Below are 20,835 nucleotides of genomic sequence, written 5' to 3'. Positions count from 1 at the left end.
TAATCAAAATCTTAAACTTGCTTTAAAAGTAGGAGAAAGTAGGTTTATCATAGATTGATATAGGTTAGATCGCTTTTTTGTTTATCAAAGGGGGATTGAAAACCTGATAATCAAAAGATTGATAAAAGCGAAAAACGATACTGCTTTTGCTCGGATGCTATGTTAGTCTGGCTAAACGCGGTAGCGCATATTGAAGGTTCTATTAATCAATTTCCATTGTAAAATGCTTCTGTCTTCATCTAAGTGCAAATACTGAGTTCAATTCATTTTGCAGAAGCATTTATGATTTTTATATCTGACTATCATCAACGACGTCATTATTTATCCAGTTACAGGGATTTATTATGTCAAATGACATAACTCCGGATGAAAACAATAGTAACCCAAACGAGGTACCTTGTCCCCTTTGTAATGAGATGGTGCGAATTGGTCTGGTTCGTTGCTGGAATTGCGGCTCGTTCATGCGCGAGGATATAGCCGAAGCGTATCGAAAGATGCAGGAAAACCCGGCACCGATGATCTTCAGCCAGCTTCCCGACGAGGATTCTTCAGCTGAAAGTGAATCTCAGCTCTCAACGGCCACGATGACGGCGACGTCGAATCGTGATGATGATGATTTCGAATTGGACCAAAGCATCGCTGTGACCGAATACGAAGCCTCAGATGATGATTTTCAGTTAACCGGCGATATGCAGTCCGGCGAGGAAGATCAGTCAACAATTCCCCTCGCAAAAGAACAATCAGCCGAGGAAGCTGGTGCGGAAGCAGCAACCAGAGAAGAGACGGGCTCTACTGAAGAAGAAACAGAACAAAAGAAAGCTCCTGAAGCCCCTGCAGAAGACCATTCCGTCGCGACCGGCGGAGATGTGTTGTTGAATGTGGCAATGGAAGAGGAACGCGAAGAGAAAAAACGTCGTAAGGGGGGGCGTCGCAGACGCCGCGCTGGAAAAATCGAAGGTGGTATTGTGGTGTATTGCCCCAATGGTCATCGAATTCGCGTGCGTGAAGAGTATCGGGGTTCAGCTGGGAAATGTCCTGCCTGTAGTGTGGTGTATCTTGTCCCGCTAGCTGCCAAAAAAGAAGAAGATCAAGAGTCAGCAACATCCGAGGCGGCTGCTGCCGGTGGTGCTGAGGCGGATGCGTCAGAAGGTTTGAATGCCGGTGAGAATACCAGTTGGTTCAAGGATATCAAACTGCATGCCGTTGATCCGACCAAGCTGAAATTGAAGCCCAACAGCCTGGAGAAGACGTTTACCACCGTCGATCTGGTCATTACACCGGAAAAGATGCTGATGCTGGGGGTGATCAAATCCGCTCGACCGGGAAAAAAGACCAAGGAGAAGCAGGATCAGGCCCGGACCGAAATCGCGCAGCATCTGCGCGAAGCAAAAGACGAAGCGGAAATTCCGGCACACAGTGTGCAAATCATTAACGGCGATCAGATGCCGACATTGCGCGTGGCCTTTCCTACAATGTATGACCACGAATCGGTGTTTGCGGGAGTGCCTGTCTTTGGAAAAGGACGGATCGCGATCGCCTTGCCGAAGCAGGCAGACTCAAAAGAAAATCAATATCTCACCTTCTCGCTGACTGAATATCGAAAGTTTGCCGAGGCGTTTTCTGATATTTATGGCATCACTGATCTGGGGCAGGATTCGGGTATTCCGATGACCGACCAGATAAACACGGTGACTTGCCACTACAGTGAAGAAGCGTTTGAGGCACTCGACAATGAGAGTCTCGAATTCTATGAAGCCGACCCCGAGATCGAATTAACGCTCGTCGGGCGACAGTGCCAGGGGTGCCAGTTGATCGTGAGTGAAGATTCACGAAAGAAAGAGCGGATCGGTGGCAAAGCCGGTAAAGCGATAGCGAAAGCGAAGTGCCCCAAGTGCAGTGAAAAATTTGGCAACATCTCTCTCTGGCAGATTGCCAAAGCAGAATCGGCTCCTGCGGAAGAACCGCCTGCAGAATAATCGTGGCATTCTCCAGCAGTCATTTCGATCTGCAGAGATCAGAATCAGAGAAGCTGCGCCGATTTATTCACAGGGTAATGGCAGCCATTGTATCTATTGTTAGAATGCCTATAATTCATATAAACCAACTGTCTAGCTTATTGTGGCAGCGTCCTCCGGGTTGCAGTGACATTTCTGATTAAGCAGGCGGCACAAGTAGGGTTTTGTTTTTGGTTTTACTTGTACTTGAGGGCTTGGGTATTTTTGTAACATTATACAAATTTTGAGCTTAAGCGAGGTGCTGGTTCAGGAATCCGGAAATGGATTTTCTTGACCAACCTAAAGTATGGGGTAAAATTAAACTATGCAGAGCTGAGCAGGGAAGCACTCTTGGTTGAGTAACATGTGTCCACTTTTCAATATTTGACGAAAAGGAGGACTGAGGGGCTGCTTGTTAAACTGTTCAGGAGAAACTGGTGTCGCCAGGATTTGATCAAAACTTCAAAGAACTGGTCCGCCAGAGAACGAACATCGTGGAACTGGTTTCTGAATCAGTTCAACTGGTTCAAAGCGGCCGCGATTTCAAATGCATCTGCCCTTTTCATAATGACCACAATCCTTCCATGGTGGTCTACCCTGATCGTGGCACTTGGCGCTGCTGGGTCTGTAATACAGGCGGAGACTGTTTTTCCTGGGTGGAAAAATACGATGACGTCAGTTTCTTTGAAGCACTGAAAATCCTGGCTGAGAAGGCTCACCTTGAGCTTCCTAAGCTGTCGCCGGGAGCGAATCAGGCACAACGATCGAATCAAGTCGAAAAGGCGTCGTTATTTGATGTGATGAAGTGGGCTGAAGCGCAATTTCATCATTGTTTATTGGAGACACCAGAAGGGGAATATGCCCGCCGCTACCTGATGGAAGATCGGGGATACACGGAAGAAACCATCAAACAGTTTCGTCTGGGCTTTCATCCTGATAACTGGCAATGGCTGGTGAATCGGGCGCAAGGCAAATTTGCGGCTCCATTATTGGCAGAGGCCAGATTAATCTTCAAAAAAGAGAATCATACCCGTTATTCGGATTATTTCGTCAATCGGGTGATGTTTCCGGTTCGCGACGAACGGAAACGTGTTGTTGCTTTTGGGGGACGTATTCTCCCGGGGAGCGGTTCAGAGGGGTTGGCGAAGTATTTTAACAGTCCCGAGAGTATCATCTTTACTAAGAGCAAGCTGTTATTCGGTTTGGATGAAGCAAGACAGAGAATTCGTGAGACAGAAACCGTTGTGGTCGTGGAAGGGTACACGGATTGCATAACAGCACACCAGTTTGGCGTGTCGAATGTTGTGGCAACTCTGGGGACGGCGCTGACTGAAACGCACGTTTCCTATCTGAAGCGACTGGCTCGTAAAGTGGTTCTGGTGTTTGACGGTGACAACGCAGGTCAGCAGGCGGCGGAACGATCTTTAACGAAATTCATCTCACAAGAAGTCGATTTAAAAATATTAACATTACCGGCGGGGAAAGATCCTGCTGATTTTCTGGAAGAGCAGGGGGCTGAGCGTTTGAAGCAGCTGATTGAAAAAGCCCCTGAAGCATGGAATTTTAAATTGAATGTTTGTGTCCAGAAATTTGGACTGGAGTCAATTGATGGTCAACACCGAATTTTAGAAGAAATGCTTGAACTTTTGGCGGCAAGTCCCAACCTAACCGGCAAAATTCGTGAAGACATCATATTAAGAAAGTTAGCAGATCGACTGGGTTTACACGAAGCAGTTGTCCGAAAACGACTGAGTGAAGTCAAACAAAAAAAAAGCCCCGGTTTTAATTCGAGTCTCTCCTCCACCGAATCCCACTCGATTCCGAATACGTTCCCTTCTTCTGGTGACATCCAGGAAACAGACAACACTACGAAAGACAATCAACTTGAGAGCGAACTTCTTGAAATCATCTTCGTGTATCCGGAATGCGTCCCACAAATTCAACAACATATTTCCCCTGCCAACTTGAAGAATCCTCAGTTACGGTTTCTCTATCAGTTAAGCATCGATTTAACTAAAGAGGGAGTTGTACCGGAACTGAATCGAATTCTGGATCGGATTGATGATCCGGAATTAAAGCAGCTGGTCGTCAAAATTGACGCGCATGCTCACGAAAAAGCGATTCATTCTAAACTTCATACCAGCTCGGCCTCACTTGAGGGAATTCCTCATTTTTTGAAGCATTCCATCAAAAATCTGAAATGGCGGGAAGAACGTGAACTCCACGAACGAACCAAGGGACTTCTGTTTCAGAAGGCCCAGGAACAAAGTCTGAATTCCGATGCGAAAGAACTGTTGAAAAAAGCATCGGAATTCCACCAGAAACGAAACCAGAAAAACTCACTTGAGCCCCATTAACTTGCTAGATTGGGAGAAGCAACGTGCACCGACTCGACGCCCGATTGAATGAACTAATTGAAAATGGTAAGAAGCAGGGATATCTGACTTATGATCAGGTTAGCGCTTATCTTCCCGATGAAGCCGTGAACCCTGAAAAGCTGGATAACCTCCTGCTGACCATTGAGGAGATCGAATTAGATATCATTCCCGATCAGGTCATTACGGTATTACAGCCCGAGAAGGCAAAAAGTGGCCGGTCTCGTAGTACAGATGAGGCATCACGCCGAATTGATGACCCCGTTCGCATGTATCTGACGCAGATGGGTGAAATTCCGCTGTTGACCCGCGATGAAGAAATTCGTCTTGCCAAAAAAATTGAAATCACCCGTCGTCGCTTCCGTCGCGAGTTGCTGAGCAGTGACTATGCCATGCGACAGGCGATTGAAATTCTGGACAAAGTTCATAAATCCGAACTGCCTTTCGACAGAACAATTAAAGTTTCGGTTACCGAAGGACTGGAAAAGAACCAGATTCTTGGCCGGATGCCCCATAATCTGAAGACCCTGGAATATCTCAGTAATAAAAATGCGGGTGACTTTGAGCGATTTGTCAATCCAGAATTGACCAAGTCTGAACGTCGCGCAGCCTATGCTACGCTGCAGAAGCGCCGTCGCAAAATGGCGACTTTGATTGAAGAATTGAGCCTGCGAACGCAACGTCTACAAATTGGTATGAAGCGTCTGGAGCAGATTTCTCAACGGATGACGGAACTGGAAGACCAGATTCGTGACATGAACGATCTGAGAGCAAAAGACAGCAAGGATGATCGTGCTAACCTGGATCGGGAACTTCAGGATCTGGTTTCAATGACGATGGAGACTCCTGAAACACTTCGGGAACGAATCAAAGCCGTCAAGCAGCGGTATCTCGATTATGAAACCGCGATGCGGGAGCTTTCAGGCGGAAACCTGCGTCTGGTTGTTTCAATTGCCAAAAAATATCGGAATCGCGGTTTAAGCTTCCTGGACCTGATTCAGGAAGGCAATACCGGATTGATGCGAGCCGTCGATAAATATGAATACCGTCGTGGTTATAAATTCTCGACTTATGCGACCTGGTGGATCCGTCAGGCCATCACCCGTGCGATTGCCGATCAGGCACGTACGATTCGAATTCCCGTGCACATGATCGAGACAATGTCCAAATTGCGAAAGGTCAGCAAGCAACTGCTGCAGGAAAATGGCCGCGAGCCGACCTTGGAAGAAACAGCTGAAGTCGCCGGCATCAGTCTGGAAGAAACACGACGTGTGCTGAAGATTTCCCGACATCCAATCAGCCTGGATCGTCCTGTGGGTGAAAGTGAAGACAGTTACTTCGGTGACTTCATCGAGGATTCCGATTCGGATAGTCCTGTCAACACGGCCAGCCAGGAAATGCTGAAAGACAAAATTGATCACGTTTTGAAAACATTGACCTACCGTGAGCGTGAGATTATCAAGCTGCGATTTGGTTTAGGCGATGGATATACCTATACACTGGAAGAAGTCGGACGGATCTTCAAAGTCACGCGTGAGCGTGTCCGTCAGATTGAAGCCAAGGCAGTCAGGAAGTTGCAACATCCCGTTCGCAGTAAGCAGCTACAGGGCTTTATTGAAGGCCTGGCCCCTGATTGGGGGCAGACAGAGTCCTCTGAAGAGGAAGTGGATGCCACGGCTTCTGCCAGTATCTGAGAATCAAACGCCGGTCATTTTTGATCGGCGTTTTTTTTTGAATGGAGAGACGTTCATTGCCGCTGATTCCGGCGCTGCCTGGAAGATCTGCCAGATTTCCTGCGTGAGTCTGGCTATTTGCAGGAAAAAACTTTATAACAAAGCAAGTGCACTGAGGTCCGCCGCATAGCACCTCGTAAAAATAAGCGTTTCTGGAGTTCTTTAACATGTCGACTACTGCAGCCAGTTTAAAAGCTTTACATCATTTATATCTGAGATTATATGATGTGGACCAGAAATTAGAGCAGGGTCCCAAGCGAATTAAGCTGAAAGAGCAGTTCGCTTTAATTCAGGAAGAAAAGCTGAAAGAGGTTCAGGATCAGGTGCTGCAGTTAAAAAAACAGGTGCAGCAAAAGAACTTGGATTTGCAATCCAACGAAGCAAAAATCCTGGACTTAAAGGGCAAACTGAATTCTGCTTCGTCAAATAAAGAATTTGACATTATTAAAGGTCAAATTGCAGCCGACGAAATGGCGAATAGCGTTCTGGAAGATGAAATTCTGGAATTGATGGATAAAATCGACAAGAAGGAAGAAGAAGTTCAATCCTGGGTCGAGAAAAAAGATGCCGCGCACGCGGAAGCGAAAAAAACAGCACAGGATTTTGAGTCAGCCCGTAGTCGATTAAATGAAGAAATTACAGAGTGCAAAGCAGCGATTGCTGATGCCGAACAGATTATTCCCGAGAATCTGAAAGTCATGTTTGAGCGGCTCGTCAGATCACACGGTGCTGGCGCACTGGCAACTGTCGAGGGGAGATTCTGCTCTGCCTGTAATGTGATGATTGAACCACAATTACGTGTGGAGCTGAATTCCGGACGTCTTGTTTTCTGTAAGTCGTGTGGTCGCTTGCTATATATGGAAGATTCACAGGAATAACGCAGGGTTATTTTTCTGCCCAGGTCGCGAGTAACGCCAGAACTCCCAGCCCGTAAAACGTGTATTCCACATCGGCCTGTTCATCCCAACTGGCCCCGCGAAAGCCTCCTGTCGGAAATTCCAGCCATTCGGTCATGAATTTCAGGATCTGATCAGGATCAATCAGCGAGAACAGCCCGAGATCACTGGCAGTCAGCAATCCGGTAAACGTGGATAAGCCATCGGCAAAGGGAATCCTCGTATTTGCCTGAAAGCCTCCTTCGGAGCTTTTAACCTGCTTAAGGAAGTCATGTACATCGCCCTTCAACTCATCATCCATGGCGTTCAGGATAATGAGTGTCGCGACCGCGGCTGCAGTGGGATTCGTGCCGCTACGTTTCATGGGGGAGATTTCGACGAAGCCCCCATCATCACGTTGCCTGTCGTAGAGAAACTGAATCAAATCATTTGGATCAGGGACATCCAGCCCAATTAACTGGTAGATTAATACCACCAGAAAACTGTGGTAAGTGCTTCCCAAGGCTCCTTGTTCTGACTTGGCATAGCCGCCATCGGTGGTTCTCAGGCGTTCCAGGTTCTCCGTAATTTGAGTATTCCAGTTTTCAGGGGCCATGGCTAACAGATCTTCGCCACCTGAAGCCTGAACGATCAGGGCGCAATACAGCCAGCTGAGCAGATCGATAGTTGACAATTTTTCCAACTCGAATCCTCGTAGGAATTGGCTGAGGTTGGTTGCCTCTTGTTTTTCAACGCCGCCTAAAATACCCAGACTACGAACGGCAAACCCAGTATAGTAGAGGTCGGAGTCTCCTTCTCTCCCGGAAAAACCTCCGTCTACCTGCTGTTGAGCCAGAATAAATGAGCGATGTTTTGCCAGTGAAGCAGAGGGCAGTTTTTCGAGACCGGCGGCCAGTCGCAGGGCCAATTTTACTAAATAGGGGTCATTACTCATATATTATGCATGCCATTTCCCCATTCATCAGGGGTTAGAAAGTAGGCGAAGTTGTTGTTTTCGCGGACTATTTTGAAAATTGTCAAAAATTTCTCAATCGAAATGTCAAATTCGTCTTTCGTCGGATTTGAATTTAGAATATCTTCCCGCCCAACATCTCTTAAACTCAAAGAATCAATCTCTCTCAGGACTGTCAAGAAAGTAAACCATTCGGAATTCCTTTCCTGTTCAGTTCAAAACGGGACGACCTTACCTCAAGGAAGTCTTCTGATTCTTTCGAGTCACAATTCACATTAAAAACAACCAGTAAACTAATCAAATACCAGTAACACGTTTCCGTCAAAAAGCTCATTTTTCCCGGTGCGTGTCACAACATATCCTTTAAAGTTCGATCAGTTTCTATCGTTCGATAGAAGTGTAATGATCAAGTACAACCTCTCTCATGATGATTACCAGCCGGTCGTGCTGAAACAATTCCAATAAACAATTGATTTTTTCAAGAAATTCAAAACAGACATGTCCCTGTTACAGGGTAGCGTTCTGCCATTGGTGGAATTGTCTGTGCTTGAATGCTTGCGTGTTGTGTAAAAAGCAACTTGATAGTTCAAGTCGAGGGAGTTTTTCCGGGGCTTGTTCCTGAATTCAGAAGATTACTTGTTGAGATAATCTCATGGATTTTCCTGAAAATATTGTCATAGATAAAAACAATTTCATGACAGATCAAAATACAACAGAGCGGGACGATAACGCCAACTTGCACTCAGCGTGCATTGCCGAGGTGAAACAGATGCCTGTGTTGACATCAAGCTATTCTGGACGGTTTATGAAAATTGCATTTCGCCTGATCGCCGGCGTAATCGTTCTGGCGATATCCGCCATGTCAGGAACATTATTAGCCCAAGAAGAGTTAGAATTTTCAACGATCATTGCAGATGGGACAGAGACAGGTGATACCCTGGATGGTATTTCATCAGTTGTTCCCGGTAATGGAATGGGAACTCTGTTTCGCGCTGGACACCAGGCAGGTAAGACTGTTGGTCTAGACGAATCGATTTCGACTCTGGAGATAATGCCATACATGTTTACCTGGACGAAAAATCCAGATGACGCTGGCATGTTCTTTGGAGACTTTCAGTTATTCCGAACGAACCGAGGTCACCTGGGTGGTAGTCTTGGTTTTGGGTATCGCTTTTTTAATTATGATACCGACCGAATTTTCGGTAGCAGCGTTTACTATGGTCGTGATGACTCTTCTACAAAAATATTCCAGCAGCTAGTTCTGAACGTGGAAACAATGGGACGATACTGGGACGCGAACGGAAACTTCTATCTGCCGATTGGTACACGCCAGAAAGAGTTAAACCTGCAGTTCAATGACGGCAGTCAGCGCTTTTCAGGATTCAATGTTCTGTATGATCAGACGCGAACCCTGGGAACGGCGATGCGTGGTTTTGATGCAGAAATGGGGGTTCCAATCTGGGGCCAGTTGGCACAAAATCATGAAGCACGAATTTACGCAGGAGCTTATCATTTTGCAGCAACAGGCAGCGAAGATGTCTGGGGCTGGCGTGGTCGCGTGCAAGCCAATCCACTTCCCAACGTATTGATGGAGTTGAGTGTCACGAATGATGCGACATTCGATACGAACGTCTTTTTCAATGTTACCTGGACGTTCGCAGGACGCCCGGAATGGAACAAGATGGAAAAATCGACTCAGATGTATCGCATGTCTGAACGTGTCAGAAGAAATTACAACGTTGTGGTTGAACAACGTGACGTCGTTGATAGTGGGCTGACAGCCATTAACCCGGCAACTGGTCTGCCTTGGACGGTCTCACACGTTGATTCCCTGGCGGCACCAGGTGGTGACGGTATGGTACTCTCTCCTTATCAGACCATTGCTGACGCGCAGGCAGGGCCAGATCGAGATATTATCTTTACCCACGCAGGAAGCGAATTTAATGCTGGACCACCAATCACGCTTGCCTCCGGAGACCGTATCTTGGGTGAAGGACAGTCAGTTCCCCACTTCATCGATATTCAAGGATTCGGTTCCAAACTACTGCCAAACTCACCCGGATTTGGAGACCCCCTCCGACCCAATAGCCTCGTACGTCCCACATTTAATAACACCGTGGGGGATGGTGTAATACTGGCATCTGATAGTGAGTTTTCCGGATTTATTATGAATACTCCCACAGGTCGCGGTGTGGTTGGGATTGGAGTTTCCGAGGTCGATGTCAACTTTGTTGATGTCAATGATGCCGCCGGTGAAGGAATATTCCTGAGCAGTACGACAGGTAGTTTGTCCTTTGATACAACCAATGTGACTAATTCGGCCGGCGATGCGTTTGTTGTTGATGGCGGTGATCCACTCCTTAGGTTCGATGGTGGTAGTATTACTAACACTGGTGCCGGGCGAGCGGTGTTAATCCAGAATACAACGGGTAGCTCTATAAATATGACAAATTCCAGAATCACCGACACAAACAGTCAGGGTGTATTAATCAGCAATATTGCCGGCGGTGCCGTATTGGATAACGTAACAATTACAGGCAGTACGAATGAAGGGATTCATGTCACCGGTGGTACCGCGAATGCGATTGTGACATTTAGAAATACCGCACAGGCTGCTACTGTGATCGATTCAGCAACGGATGCCAGTCTTTTCGTAGAAGATTTCCAGGGCGTCTTCCAGATGCAAGATCTCAGCATCCTGAATCGTAACGGTACTGGTATTCTGGTCGAGAATCTATCAGGAAACATGGCAGTTGTCGGGAACGCTTCGATTACGAATGGTACATCCCTGGCAACAGAACACGGTATCGACATCAATAATACCAGCGGGAACATTTCGTTTGCTGGTAATCTCGATGTCACCGGGAGTACGGGTGAAGGTATCTCATTTAATGCCGGCGGGAATACTGGTTCGTTCAACGTAACGGGTACTACAACGGTTTCCGGAACAGCACTGGAAGCATTCATTGTGATGGATGATAGTCCGCTGATTCGAATGGGAAATACAATTCTCTCCAATAATAGTACGACGAATTCCGTCCTGTTAATTGATAATGCAGGTCAAGGCGGAACTGCTGGTTCGGTTTCGTTTGGCAATACGACCGTAACGGGGACTACTTTGGGGACGGTACCGACAGTTCACATTTTGAATAATACTCCCATTGTCAGCTTTTCTTCACTTGGTGTGACGACTATCAATTCTGCATTTCCTGTTGTCGCTCCCGCGGTGTACGTTCAAGATAACCCGGGCAATGTCAACTTTGGAGATTTAAATTTAACAACGACGAATAACCTGGCCTTTATCGCTGATAATAATACAGGAACTCTGAGTTCTACGGGGGGTATTATTACCTCGACGAATGCTGCTGCCATTGATATCCAGGACACGAATTTGTCGATGGTGCTGACTTCAGTAACTGCAGGACCCACGAATGGCCCTGACTTGAATATCACGAATGGCTTCTTCCTGAACAGTGCTGGTATTCGACTGACTCGAACACCCGGGCTATTTACTATCAACGGAGACGGAACAACGATTGATTCTGGGGGAACCATTACTCAGGCCACCCATGGGGTCTATCTGGAAGATATTGATCGGGTGAATATCGACGGATTGGAAATTCTGCAACCAACCGTTTCCGGTATCGAATGGCATGAAACGACAGTTACCAATGATACAGAGGTCAATCTGGCGCGGGTACGCGTCGAAGATTCCGCCGGTGATGGTATCATCGTTGAGAATGGTCGCACGTTCCAGATGACCGATTCAGAGTTGCTGAATAATGGTACCGATACGACAGAGCATTCATTGGAATATACTGCAAATATCGAGTTGGATAATACCGATGATGATTCCTTTTCCGTTACGTTGCAGGACAATATCATCACAGATGACAGTGCCGATGCGATTCGCCTGCAGTCAGGAGGTTTACTTGATGATTCCCTGCTGACTGTGTTGCTGGAAGGAAACAGTATTACAAACAGTGTTTCTAATACTGCCGGCCTGGATGTGATCTGGGAAGGACCATTGGATATTACCGTTGCCAATGCAAACAATTTTATTGGTACGGGAGCAACCAATAACCAGGGTATCAACATTGATGCCACCAGCAGTGATTTAGCCGATCTGATGACTTTGAGGGTTATCAACAATAATAACTTTACAATTGCAGGTACCAATAGTGAAGGGGTTCAGATTTCGACTGAAGGGCCCGCGAATATCCTGATTAACAATAATGCTGATCAAGGAATTATCATGGCAGGTGAGGACTCGATTGGTCTGAGATTTCTGGATCTAGCTGCCAATAACAGTGTGCAGATTGATACAAATATCATCAGTATGTCCGGAATTGGCGGAGATGCCATCTTCTTCGATCTGATCGATGCTACGAACTCCTCAGTGATTATCGATAACAACTTAATTGGTTTGTTCGATGGTGGCTTTGATGACAACGAAACAGCTGTTGGTTTCAATGCTATGACAAATGGTCCACTGATTTTGGGAACGGGTGTTGATAACATTGTGAACGTGACGACTGTTGGAAACAACAACAGTTTCATCCTGTTCAATCCTGGCGGAGGTACATTTGATGGTCAAATCAGCCTGAATGGCTTCCTGCTGCCATAAGTATAAAAGAGAATGTCTCGTTTTAAATAACACTCTGTTGTGTTTTGATTCAAATATTGCAAGGTTTTAATCAATGAGTCGCACATCCTGGAAAGTAATGATGATTACTCCATTCAGACTAAGTGCACTACTGGTGTTGCTGAGTTCGACCGTATTGCCGGTAGGGCAGAAACAATCAGCAGCAGCCGATGATGGCACGACGGAATATGTCATGCACGGTGATGCAGATATGGTGGACGGAGAAATTGTGGATGACACAGGACTCTTTTCTGGTGTCAACACATATTCAAGATCGCTCGTCCGTCAGTTGCCCGTGGATCGCGGGTGGACTTACGATTCACCGATTGATAAATCGATCAAGAATATGTTTCGTAGTTCCAAATTACGAATTGATTATCTTCACTGGTCTATGGAAGGCCCTGAAGATGTTCTGTTGAGTGCACCGATTCTAGGCGTCGGAGATCCTACAGAACCGGAGCCTGTGTTCGACCGCTCGACCGGTATCGGAAGAGGGAATGGTGTGGCACTGGAGTATAATGATAACTCGATGGATACGAATGGGATGCGAGGCGTGCTTGAGTTTGCATTGCCGGAAGGTAGTCTGGAATGGAACGTCTGGGGTCTGTTCAAGAATGAATCTCATCGACCTACGGATTCAATCTTTGCAACACAATCGAATGCAATCCCGGGAGACGATCTGGTAGTCATAACAAACTTCAATATAAATGGCGAACTCGCATCGAATACGAATGTGTATGACACCAGTTATACCGTGGACTTAAACACGGAAATGGTGGGTACGGGAGTAAACTATGTTTTAGACCCTTACCTGCCTGGTGAAGGACTTCGCATGCGACCTTTATTTGGTTTTCGAGTGATCAGCTTGCGAGAAGCGATGAATCAGATCGGAGTTGATTCTGGTGGTGGAATTGGGACGCCTCGTACCACAACCATCTACTCTAAAGTCGAGAACCGGGTGTTTGGTCCCAGTATTGGAGCTCGTGCCGAATTCACACACAGGCGATTCTCAATTGGAGCGGAACCCAAATTCACATTTGGTTTTAACCGAAATACGAATCAGGTGGCAACAGATCAATTGTTCGAAGCGACTGATCCACGCATTGTTTCTGTGCAGAAAAATAATGAGTTTTCACCAACATTCCAGCTTTCTCTTTACGCGAAGGTGAATGTGAACGAGCACTTGCGTTGTTTTGTCGGTTATGACTACCTGTTTATTGGACAGATTTCACGTGCCTTCAATATTATTGACTACAATGAAGATCGCGGGGCAACAAACCCGGCGACAGGCACAAAAGTCCGGCAGGAAAATTCTGACTTTTCCACCGATGGGTTGACTGCTGGTATAGAATTGGTCTGGTAAGTTCATTACCTCAAGATTACGTGGCTCTGGTTACTGTCGCACTGGTATGACGCTGTTGCGGTTTCTTAAGTTGATAAGGCTGACTCTGGGCAAATTCTTTGAAGATTTTGTTCGCCTGGGCATGATTGATTTCCCCCGCGTGAGCTTGCAACAGGAAGCGAAAAGTGAGCGGGGCCTTGCGGGTTGTCTCAAGCGGGCCATGCATACAGGGTGATGCTCCCATCCAACCATCTTCGCGTACGTGCCACGAGACAGTTTTCTCTGGCCCAGCTACTGGATTGGACGGATGGAAAAAGTAGGTGATGCCTTCATTTACATCAGGTGTAACGGGACCCGAATAATCCATCCACTCAGCCGGCTTCCCAAAAATGTTTTTCTCGCCAACCTGTTGGTTGCTGTTAGTAATGGTTCCCGCTCCAAAGAAACTGGAAATGGATTTGGCCACTCGGACTGCCAGAAATCCAAAATTGGTTTTCTGAAACTCGAGCGATTCTGCGGTCGGGTAAAAGGTGGATTGCAGTTCCAGGAACAGTTCGTCTTTCTCGTTGGTTCTAATCGCGGAAATCGATTCCTGACGCAGTAACGGCTGGGGATCATGGCCGTCAAACCATTCCAGTTCCACAGCCAGAATGGCTTCGTCTTCCCGTTCATCGATCGCGAGCCAGCGTTTCTGAATGATTTGAGCGCCGGTATTCTCTGCCCAGAAATTGATACCCAACACTTGATGATGGGCAAACCAGACAGAGCGATGATGGTCGTGATTGGGAGCGCCTGGATGTCCAATGCGTGTTAAGGGAATCCCGGCGGGACCAGTCAATGGATAAAAGAAAGGCCGCGAGTATTTGGGATCATGGTGCCAGCGGAGACGTTCTTTGCCTTTTGCGCGAAAGGAAAATTGAAAATCGGGCTGGGGAATGATTTGACAGGCAGGAAACAGTTGACTCATACCAGGATTCCCTGTGTTCGGAAAGGGGAAGCACGGATTACGAAACGCTTATTCCAGACTACGTACGACTGCAGGCAGTGTAAAGTTTTGTTCGGAAAAGAATTACGTCATCGGCCAGACAATGGAGAGCAGGACGGTGGTTCCCAGACTGGTAAAACCTAACACAATCAGTAGCGGCGTCCACGATTTGAGCGCCTCTTCTTCGGTGAGGCCGCTCATCTTACAGAAAATCCAGAAGCCGCTGTCGTTCATCCAGGAACCGATTAAAGAACCCGCTCCAATAGCGGTCGCGAGGTAGACCGGATCAAATCCGAGCATTTCAGTGTTCACGTTCATTGTGGCCAGCATGGCGGAGGTCGTAATCATCGCGACCGTACTGGAACCCTGTGCGATTTTCAGCAGGGCAGCAATTCCGAATCCGAGAAACAGGAAACTGAGTCCGGTGGCGTCTCCTTCCGCACCGCCAAACTTGGCCTGAATGGCAGGGCCGATTTGTGCGACCGTCAGCATTTTTCCGAACGCGCCGCCGCCAGCGGTGATCAGAATAATCACACCACCACTCATCAAGGCGTTTTCCACGCTGGCTCCTAATTTGAGCAGAGTTAATTTTCGCTGACGGAAGAGAATCACAAGGGCAATCGCCGTAGCCACTAAGAGGGCAAAGTTCGCGTCGCCAATGACGGATGTGAACGGACTGATTTTTTCCAGCAGACTTTGCGGGCCGGTGCCACTGGCGATCATGGAATTCACGAGCGTGTTGGCCGTGATCATCAACACGGGTAAGACAATCGGACTGAGGGAGACTGCGAGTGAAGGCAGTTCATGTTCTTCCAAAGGATCGGGGTCTTTATGTTCGGCGATGTCGCGCATCGGAATATTCATCATGCGATTGGCAAACATTGCATAGAGGATACCTGCAAATGCAGCCGGTAGTGCAACCAGTACACCGACAAAAATCATTTTCCCCAGATCAACCCCAAGGTTATCAGCCATGGAGAGCGGGCCGGGTGTCGGGGGGACCAGGGTATGTGTGATTGCACCTCCCGCAGCGATCGCCATGATATACATCAGATAGTTGCGCTTGGTGCTGCGATACAGCGAACGAGCCAGTGGGATTAACAGGTAGAAGACTGTATCGAAGAAGACGGGAACGGCCAGAACGAAGCCGCTGCCCATTAGCGCCAGCGACGCATTCTTTTCGCCGAGCGCATTCAAGAACGTTCTGACAATCCGGTCGGCGGCTCCACTATCCATCATACATTTTCCGATAATCGCCGCGAGCGCGATCACAATTCCAATACCGGACACGGAATCACCGAAGGCAATGGCAACGCGTTTGATGCGATTAATCCCATCTGCTGATTCGGGACCCAGTAGGCTGACTGCCATCGCTGCCGTGATCAACGCCAGGAACGCATTGATCTTCAGAAAGATAATCATGCCAATTACGATGGCGATGCCGATACCCAAAATCAAAAAAGGATAGTCTTCCAACATAAGCGCTGCTCCGGAATAATCTTAGAGGAATATCTCAAGTGGGTATGAGCATTACATAGAATTGCTCGCGACGCAAGCGAATGCCTGATAGAAAAAGTGCCTTCTCCTATTATGAATGAGATTAATTAATAGTTGCTTTCACTGAATGCCTGCTTTTTGTAGGATGGAAAGGCTTTTCTTACCTTGCATCTCCTGTTGATAAGGAATCTTCGGCAATGTCTGTCTCTTTCGCTCGTTTGAGAATCAGTAGCTTGATTTTACTATCTTCACTGTGCGTGTGGTTGAGTACTGAACAATGTGTTTCAGCAGAAATTACACTTGACGATGCGAAACAGGCGATGAAAAAAGCCACGCATTTTTTCACCAGCGATGTTGCCACTGATGGTGGTTATCTTTGGCATTACAGTGAAGATTTATCTCTTCGTGAAGGGGAAGGACCTGCCACCGATTCGATGGTCTGGGTTCAGCCACCGGGTACGCCGACAGTGGGCGAAGCATTTTTGACCGCGTATCAGAAAACAGGTGAACCTTATCTGCTGGCCGCCGCCAAAGGGGCCGCCAGCGCCCTGATCAATGGTCAGTTGAAATCAGGAGGCTGGTCTTACACGATTGATTTCAAGAAGCGAGAGACTGCCCAGTATCGGATTGACGGGGGTGGCAGCAAGGCAAGAAATACAACCACATTTGATGATAATACCTCACAGTCTGCATTACGATTTTTAATTTTGCTGGATCAGGAACTGAAATTTCAGGATCAGGCAATTCACGGTGCCGTCACGTATGCGTTGGATTCCTTTCTGAAGGCACAGTTTCCGAATGGAGGGTGGCCTCAACGCTATTCCAGTTTTCCTGATCCCAAAGAATTTCCTGTGTTGAAAGCGAACTATCCTGAGAGTTGGTCGCGCACGTTTCCAAAAAAGAAGTATCAGAATTATTACACGTTCAACGATAACGCGATTGCGGATCTGGTCGAACTGATGTTTCTGGCAAATCATGTTTACAATGATCCCCGTTATCGCGAGGCGGCTTTGAACGCGGGCGACTTTATCATCCTCGCGCAAATGCCCGAGCCACAACCCGCCTGGGCACAGCAGTACAATCAAAAGATGCAGCCCGCCTGGGCGCGCAAATTTGAGCCCCCCGCGGTTACCGGAGGTGAGTCGCAGGGAATTATTAAGACGTTGATGCAGATTTATATTTATTCGGGCGAGAAAAAATATCTGGAACCGATTCCGTCTGCACTGGTCTATCTGAAAAAGTCGGAACTACCGGATGGAAAACTGGCGCGGTTTTATGAATTGAAAACGAATCGCCCGTTGTACTTTACCAAACAGTATCAGTTGACCTATAAATCGGATGATATGCCGACGCACTATGGCTTCATTGTCAAATCCAACGTAGATTCGCTCGCAAGCCGCTATCGGAGTTTGTTGAAGGCCTCTCCCAAGCGACTGGCGTCGATGCGGTTTCCTACTCGCCGGGTACGTCTGACTCCTTCGCTAACGGCGAAAGCGAAATCGGCCATTGATTCGCTGAATGCACGTGGTGCCTGGATCAAACAGGGGGAAATTCGCACTGCAAAACGGGAGAATATTCCGGTGATTGATACACGCGTTTTTGTGCAGAATCTGACCAATCTGGCTGATTATATCGCTGCAAAGAAACAAGACTGAAAAGTGAACTCACGCATTTTCCGCAATGGTCTGCATGCGTTCCAGTCCCTGTTTGGCGACATCAAGCGGCTCCTGTTTCCAGAGGTCTTCACTGAATAATTCGAGCGAGAGCCAGCTTTGGTAGCCGATCTGTTTTAAGAGTTGGCAATAGCGCGTCAGATCGAGATGGCCGTCTCCGGGCATCACGCGATCGGGATCCATTTGCTCTTCGCGAGGGATGGTATCGACGGCGTCGTTGAAGTGGGAGATAGCGATCTGTTCGGGTTTGAGCTGCGCGATTGTTTCCATAGTTCCGCCGCCGCGAAAGACATGAAAGGGATCAAGTACCAGCGTGGCTTCCGGGTGCCCCGATTTCTCAACGATTTGCAGCGCGTCTTCAATTTTGGTGACCGCTTCGACGAATCCCAGAAATTCCACTGCCGGTTTTGCACCCGCTTCAATGCCGGCTTCCAGCAGTTCTCGATAGCGCTGTGCCCCAAGATCATAATCCGGCTTTTCACGGTGCGGGCAGGCAATTACATATTCCGCACCCAGTTGCGCAGCCAGCTTGATCCGCTCCAGGCAGGTGTTGAAAACCGCCGGGTACACTTCGGGTGATGCAGACCACCAGTCTCGGAGCATAATCATGGTGGGAATCGCCAGACCGGATTTCTGAATGGCTGTGGAAACGGCTTCTAATGTGCCGCCTTCAGCCTGGAATGCCTCGATTTCATCAAACCAGAGTTCAATTCCCTCATAGCCGGCTTCGGCTGCGATCCGGATTTTGTCAAGCAGAGGAGTTGTACGAATTGTACTGGCATTCAAGCTATAACGAAACGAGCTCATGGAGATGATCCCTCAGAGGAAAAAGGAGTAGAAACAGTCATAGATTCAGGGCATTTTAGCGTAAGAATAAGAGCAGAACGTTTTTCCAGTCAGTCTGTCTGCAGAGACAGTCCTACTGGAGTCTGCTCTGAACATTTTGCGATAAATGGCGGCAATGATCAACTCAGTCAAGAATCGAAATAGATTACTCGACTCTGCAAGGCAAATCGGTCACAATAGGAAGAGACGACATAAGCCAGATTCCAGGATCAAGCGAATTCCGAAAACGAAGACTTCAATACGAGAATATGTTTCCCATGATTGACTGTTGTCATCATCGAATGATTTACTGGATGGCTGGAATCAGTTGCCTGATGTCTGGTTGCGGTTCTAATGCTCCCACGCCACAAAAGTCTGTGGAATCAGAGGTTGTTATCAGAGAGACAGTGCCTGTCGAAACGACTTCAGCGAAACAGGCTCAAAAATCTGCCGCGAAGCAGGAGGCTTCAACAACAGAACCAGTGGCTGAAACCCCTCCCACCCACAAAGCAGAAACGGCAAAGGTGTCTGTCGCGAAAACGCCGAAAATGATCTATCGCCCCAGTGATCAGAGACCCGTTCATAATAAGCAGCGGTTGGAGCTATTGGGGATTCACTGTTATGAGTCGCCGCGGCTGAAACTGTATACGGACATCGATCCCGAAATCGCGAAGAAACTGCCTGCGGTTGTCGATCAGGCGTATCTGGCTCTGGTCGATTACTTCGGTCCCTTGCCCACGAATCGAGAGGGGACTGAGTTTCAGGTGACCGGTTACATCATGCAGAATCGGGAGCTGTTTAAAAAAGCGGGCGTAATTTTAGACTCGTTACCCAAGATCGTAAACGGCCGCCACTTGAAGGCACAGTTCTGGATGGATTCGCAGAGCGAGGAATATTATCTGCGGCATTTAATGCTGCACGAATACACGCACTGCTATAGTATGATTATGGAAAATATTGGCGCGCCGGTCTGGTATCTGGAAGGAATTGCAGAATCGATGGCCACGCATTCGATCGGCAATGATGGCAAGATCCAGTTCAATGTGATGCCTTATAATAAAAAAGACTTTGGCGGTTTAGGACGGATCTCGTTGATTCAAGAAGCGGTCCTTTCTGAACCACCCAAATCAATGCTGGAAGTAATGCAGTTCACGCCCAATGATTTTGTCGGCAATAATACTGCTTATGCATGGTCGTGGGCACTGTGCCAATTCTTTGACAAGCATCCCGCATACGCGAAATCATTTCGTGAATTATCCCGGCAGATGCAGGGGACGGAATTCTCCAGTGCGGTTGCTCGTATGGTTGATGACGACGATTTTGAATTAAACGCGGCCTGGCTGGTATTCGCAAAAAATTTGCAACCTGGGTACGACTTTTATAATGCCACGATGACAATTGTACCGGGATTAACGCTGGCCCCAGGCAAGTCTCTGGATGTGACGGTTCAGAGCAATCGTGGTTGGCAGTCAAGCGAAGTCGAAGTTGAGCAGGGCAAGACATATGAAGTGACGGCAGAGGGTATGTTTTCCTTGGCTCAGCAACCAAAGCCGTGGATGAGTACCGCGGATGGAATCAGCTTTCGTTACTTTAAGGGACAACCTTTGGGGCGGCTCATCATGTTGATCAAACCAGCCAAGGATGCGGCCGATCTAAGTCCGCTCTTGCAGGAGTATCCTCTGGGAGCCAACGCAACCTGGATGGCACCGGTGACAGGCACTGTGTACTTCCGGTTGAATGATGCGTGGGATGAACTGGCGGACAATAGCGGACAAGTGACAGTCAAAGTCACTCGGAAACAGGATTCGACAGTGTCAACGGTCCCAGAGAACTAAACTGAATTGCGAAGCCTTCTGAGTCAGTGTATTCTGAATAGATAGACAAACACTGATTAAAGGTCAGACGAATCAAATTTAGG

Annotated in this window: 12 protein-coding genes; 8 read left to right on the top strand and 4 right to left on the bottom strand. The window is 47.6% G+C overall.

Annotation, left to right across the window (positions count from 1 at the left end):
• Nucleotides 1–344: 344 nt before the first annotated feature.
• The 4 genes from Pan241w_RS21670 (at nucleotide 345) to Pan241w_RS21655 (ending at nucleotide 6,980) form a co-directional block, all read left to right on the top strand.
• On the top strand, nucleotides 345–1,976 hold the full coding sequence (locus tag Pan241w_RS21670; RefSeq protein ID WP_145219860.1) for a hypothetical protein: 1,632 nt from the start codon (nucleotides 345–347) through the stop codon (nucleotides 1,974–1,976).
• 455 nt (nucleotides 1,977–2,431) lie between these two features.
• A complete protein-coding gene (gene dnaG / locus Pan241w_RS21665) occupies nucleotides 2,432–4,351 on the top strand; it encodes a DNA primase (RefSeq protein WP_198000074.1) in 1,920 nt (639 codons plus the stop codon).
• 23 nt (nucleotides 4,352–4,374) lie between these two features.
• A complete protein-coding gene (gene rpoD, locus Pan241w_RS29980) occupies nucleotides 4,375–6,063 on the top strand; it encodes an RNA polymerase sigma factor RpoD (protein ID WP_145219856.1) in 1,689 nt (562 codons plus the stop codon).
• A 206-nt stretch (nucleotides 6,064–6,269) separates the two neighbouring features.
• Nucleotides 6,270–6,980: a zinc ribbon domain-containing protein gene (locus Pan241w_RS21655; protein WP_145219854.1), complete on the top strand. Its 711-nt coding sequence runs from the start codon at nucleotides 6,270–6,272 to the stop codon at nucleotides 6,978–6,980.
• 7 nt (nucleotides 6,981–6,987) lie between these two features.
• Here Pan241w_RS21655 and Pan241w_RS21650 read toward each other — a convergent pair whose 3' ends face one another.
• Complete coding sequence (locus Pan241w_RS21650) at nucleotides 6,988–7,932, bottom strand: prenyltransferase/squalene oxidase repeat-containing protein (RefSeq protein ID WP_145219852.1); 945 nt, start codon at nucleotides 7,930–7,932, stop codon at nucleotides 6,988–6,990.
• Nucleotides 7,933–8,755: 823 nt separating this feature from the next.
• On the opposite strand from Pan241w_RS21650, the gene Pan241w_RS21645 reads away from it, so the two are divergent.
• Together Pan241w_RS21645 and Pan241w_RS21640 are read left to right on the top strand one after the other, a co-directional pair.
• Nucleotides 8,756–12,577 (top strand): beta strand repeat-containing protein, encoded by a 3,822-nt coding sequence (locus tag Pan241w_RS21645; protein ID WP_198000073.1) that lies wholly within the window; start codon nucleotides 8,756–8,758, stop codon nucleotides 12,575–12,577.
• A 73-nt stretch (nucleotides 12,578–12,650) separates the two neighbouring features.
• Entirely contained in the window at nucleotides 12,651–13,958 is a 1,308-nt protein-coding gene (locus tag Pan241w_RS21640; RefSeq protein WP_145219848.1) for a BBP7 family outer membrane beta-barrel protein, read from the top strand.
• Between the two features lie 16 nt (nucleotides 13,959–13,974).
• Here Pan241w_RS21640 and Pan241w_RS21635 read toward each other — a convergent pair whose 3' ends face one another.
• Nucleotides 13,975–14,904 (bottom strand): DUF6807 domain-containing protein, encoded by a 930-nt coding sequence (locus tag Pan241w_RS21635; protein ID WP_145219846.1) that lies wholly within the window; start codon nucleotides 14,902–14,904, stop codon nucleotides 13,975–13,977.
• A gap of 102 nt (nucleotides 14,905–15,006) precedes the next feature.
• The gene (locus Pan241w_RS21630) at nucleotides 15,007–16,401 is read right to left on the bottom strand and encodes a GntP family permease (RefSeq protein ID WP_145219844.1); all 1,395 of its coding nucleotides are present in this window, start codon (nucleotides 16,399–16,401) and stop codon (nucleotides 15,007–15,009) included.
• 215 nt (nucleotides 16,402–16,616) lie between these two features.
• Between Pan241w_RS21630 and Pan241w_RS21625 the strand changes: the two genes are divergently transcribed.
• Complete coding sequence (locus Pan241w_RS21625) at nucleotides 16,617–18,074, top strand: pectate lyase (protein WP_145219843.1); 1,458 nt, start codon at nucleotides 16,617–16,619, stop codon at nucleotides 18,072–18,074.
• Nucleotides 18,075–18,083: 9 nt separating this feature from the next.
• Here Pan241w_RS21625 and Pan241w_RS21620 read toward each other — a convergent pair whose 3' ends face one another.
• On the bottom strand, nucleotides 18,084–18,899 hold the full coding sequence (locus Pan241w_RS21620) for a sugar phosphate isomerase/epimerase family protein (protein WP_145219841.1): 816 nt from the start codon (nucleotides 18,897–18,899) through the stop codon (nucleotides 18,084–18,086).
• Between the two features lie 296 nt (nucleotides 18,900–19,195).
• Between Pan241w_RS21620 and Pan241w_RS21615 the strand changes: the two genes are divergently transcribed.
• Nucleotides 19,196–20,752, top strand: coding sequence for a hypothetical protein (locus tag Pan241w_RS21615; RefSeq protein ID WP_232107229.1), 1,557 nt, complete (start codon nucleotides 19,196–19,198; stop codon nucleotides 20,750–20,752).
• Nucleotides 20,753–20,835: the final 83 nt, after the last annotated feature.

It is taken from the genome of Gimesia alba (assembly GCF_007744675.1).
Classification (GTDB): domain Bacteria; phylum Planctomycetota; class Planctomycetia; order Planctomycetales; family Planctomycetaceae; genus Gimesia; species Gimesia alba.
This window is presented reverse-complemented; position numbering and strand designations above follow the sequence as displayed.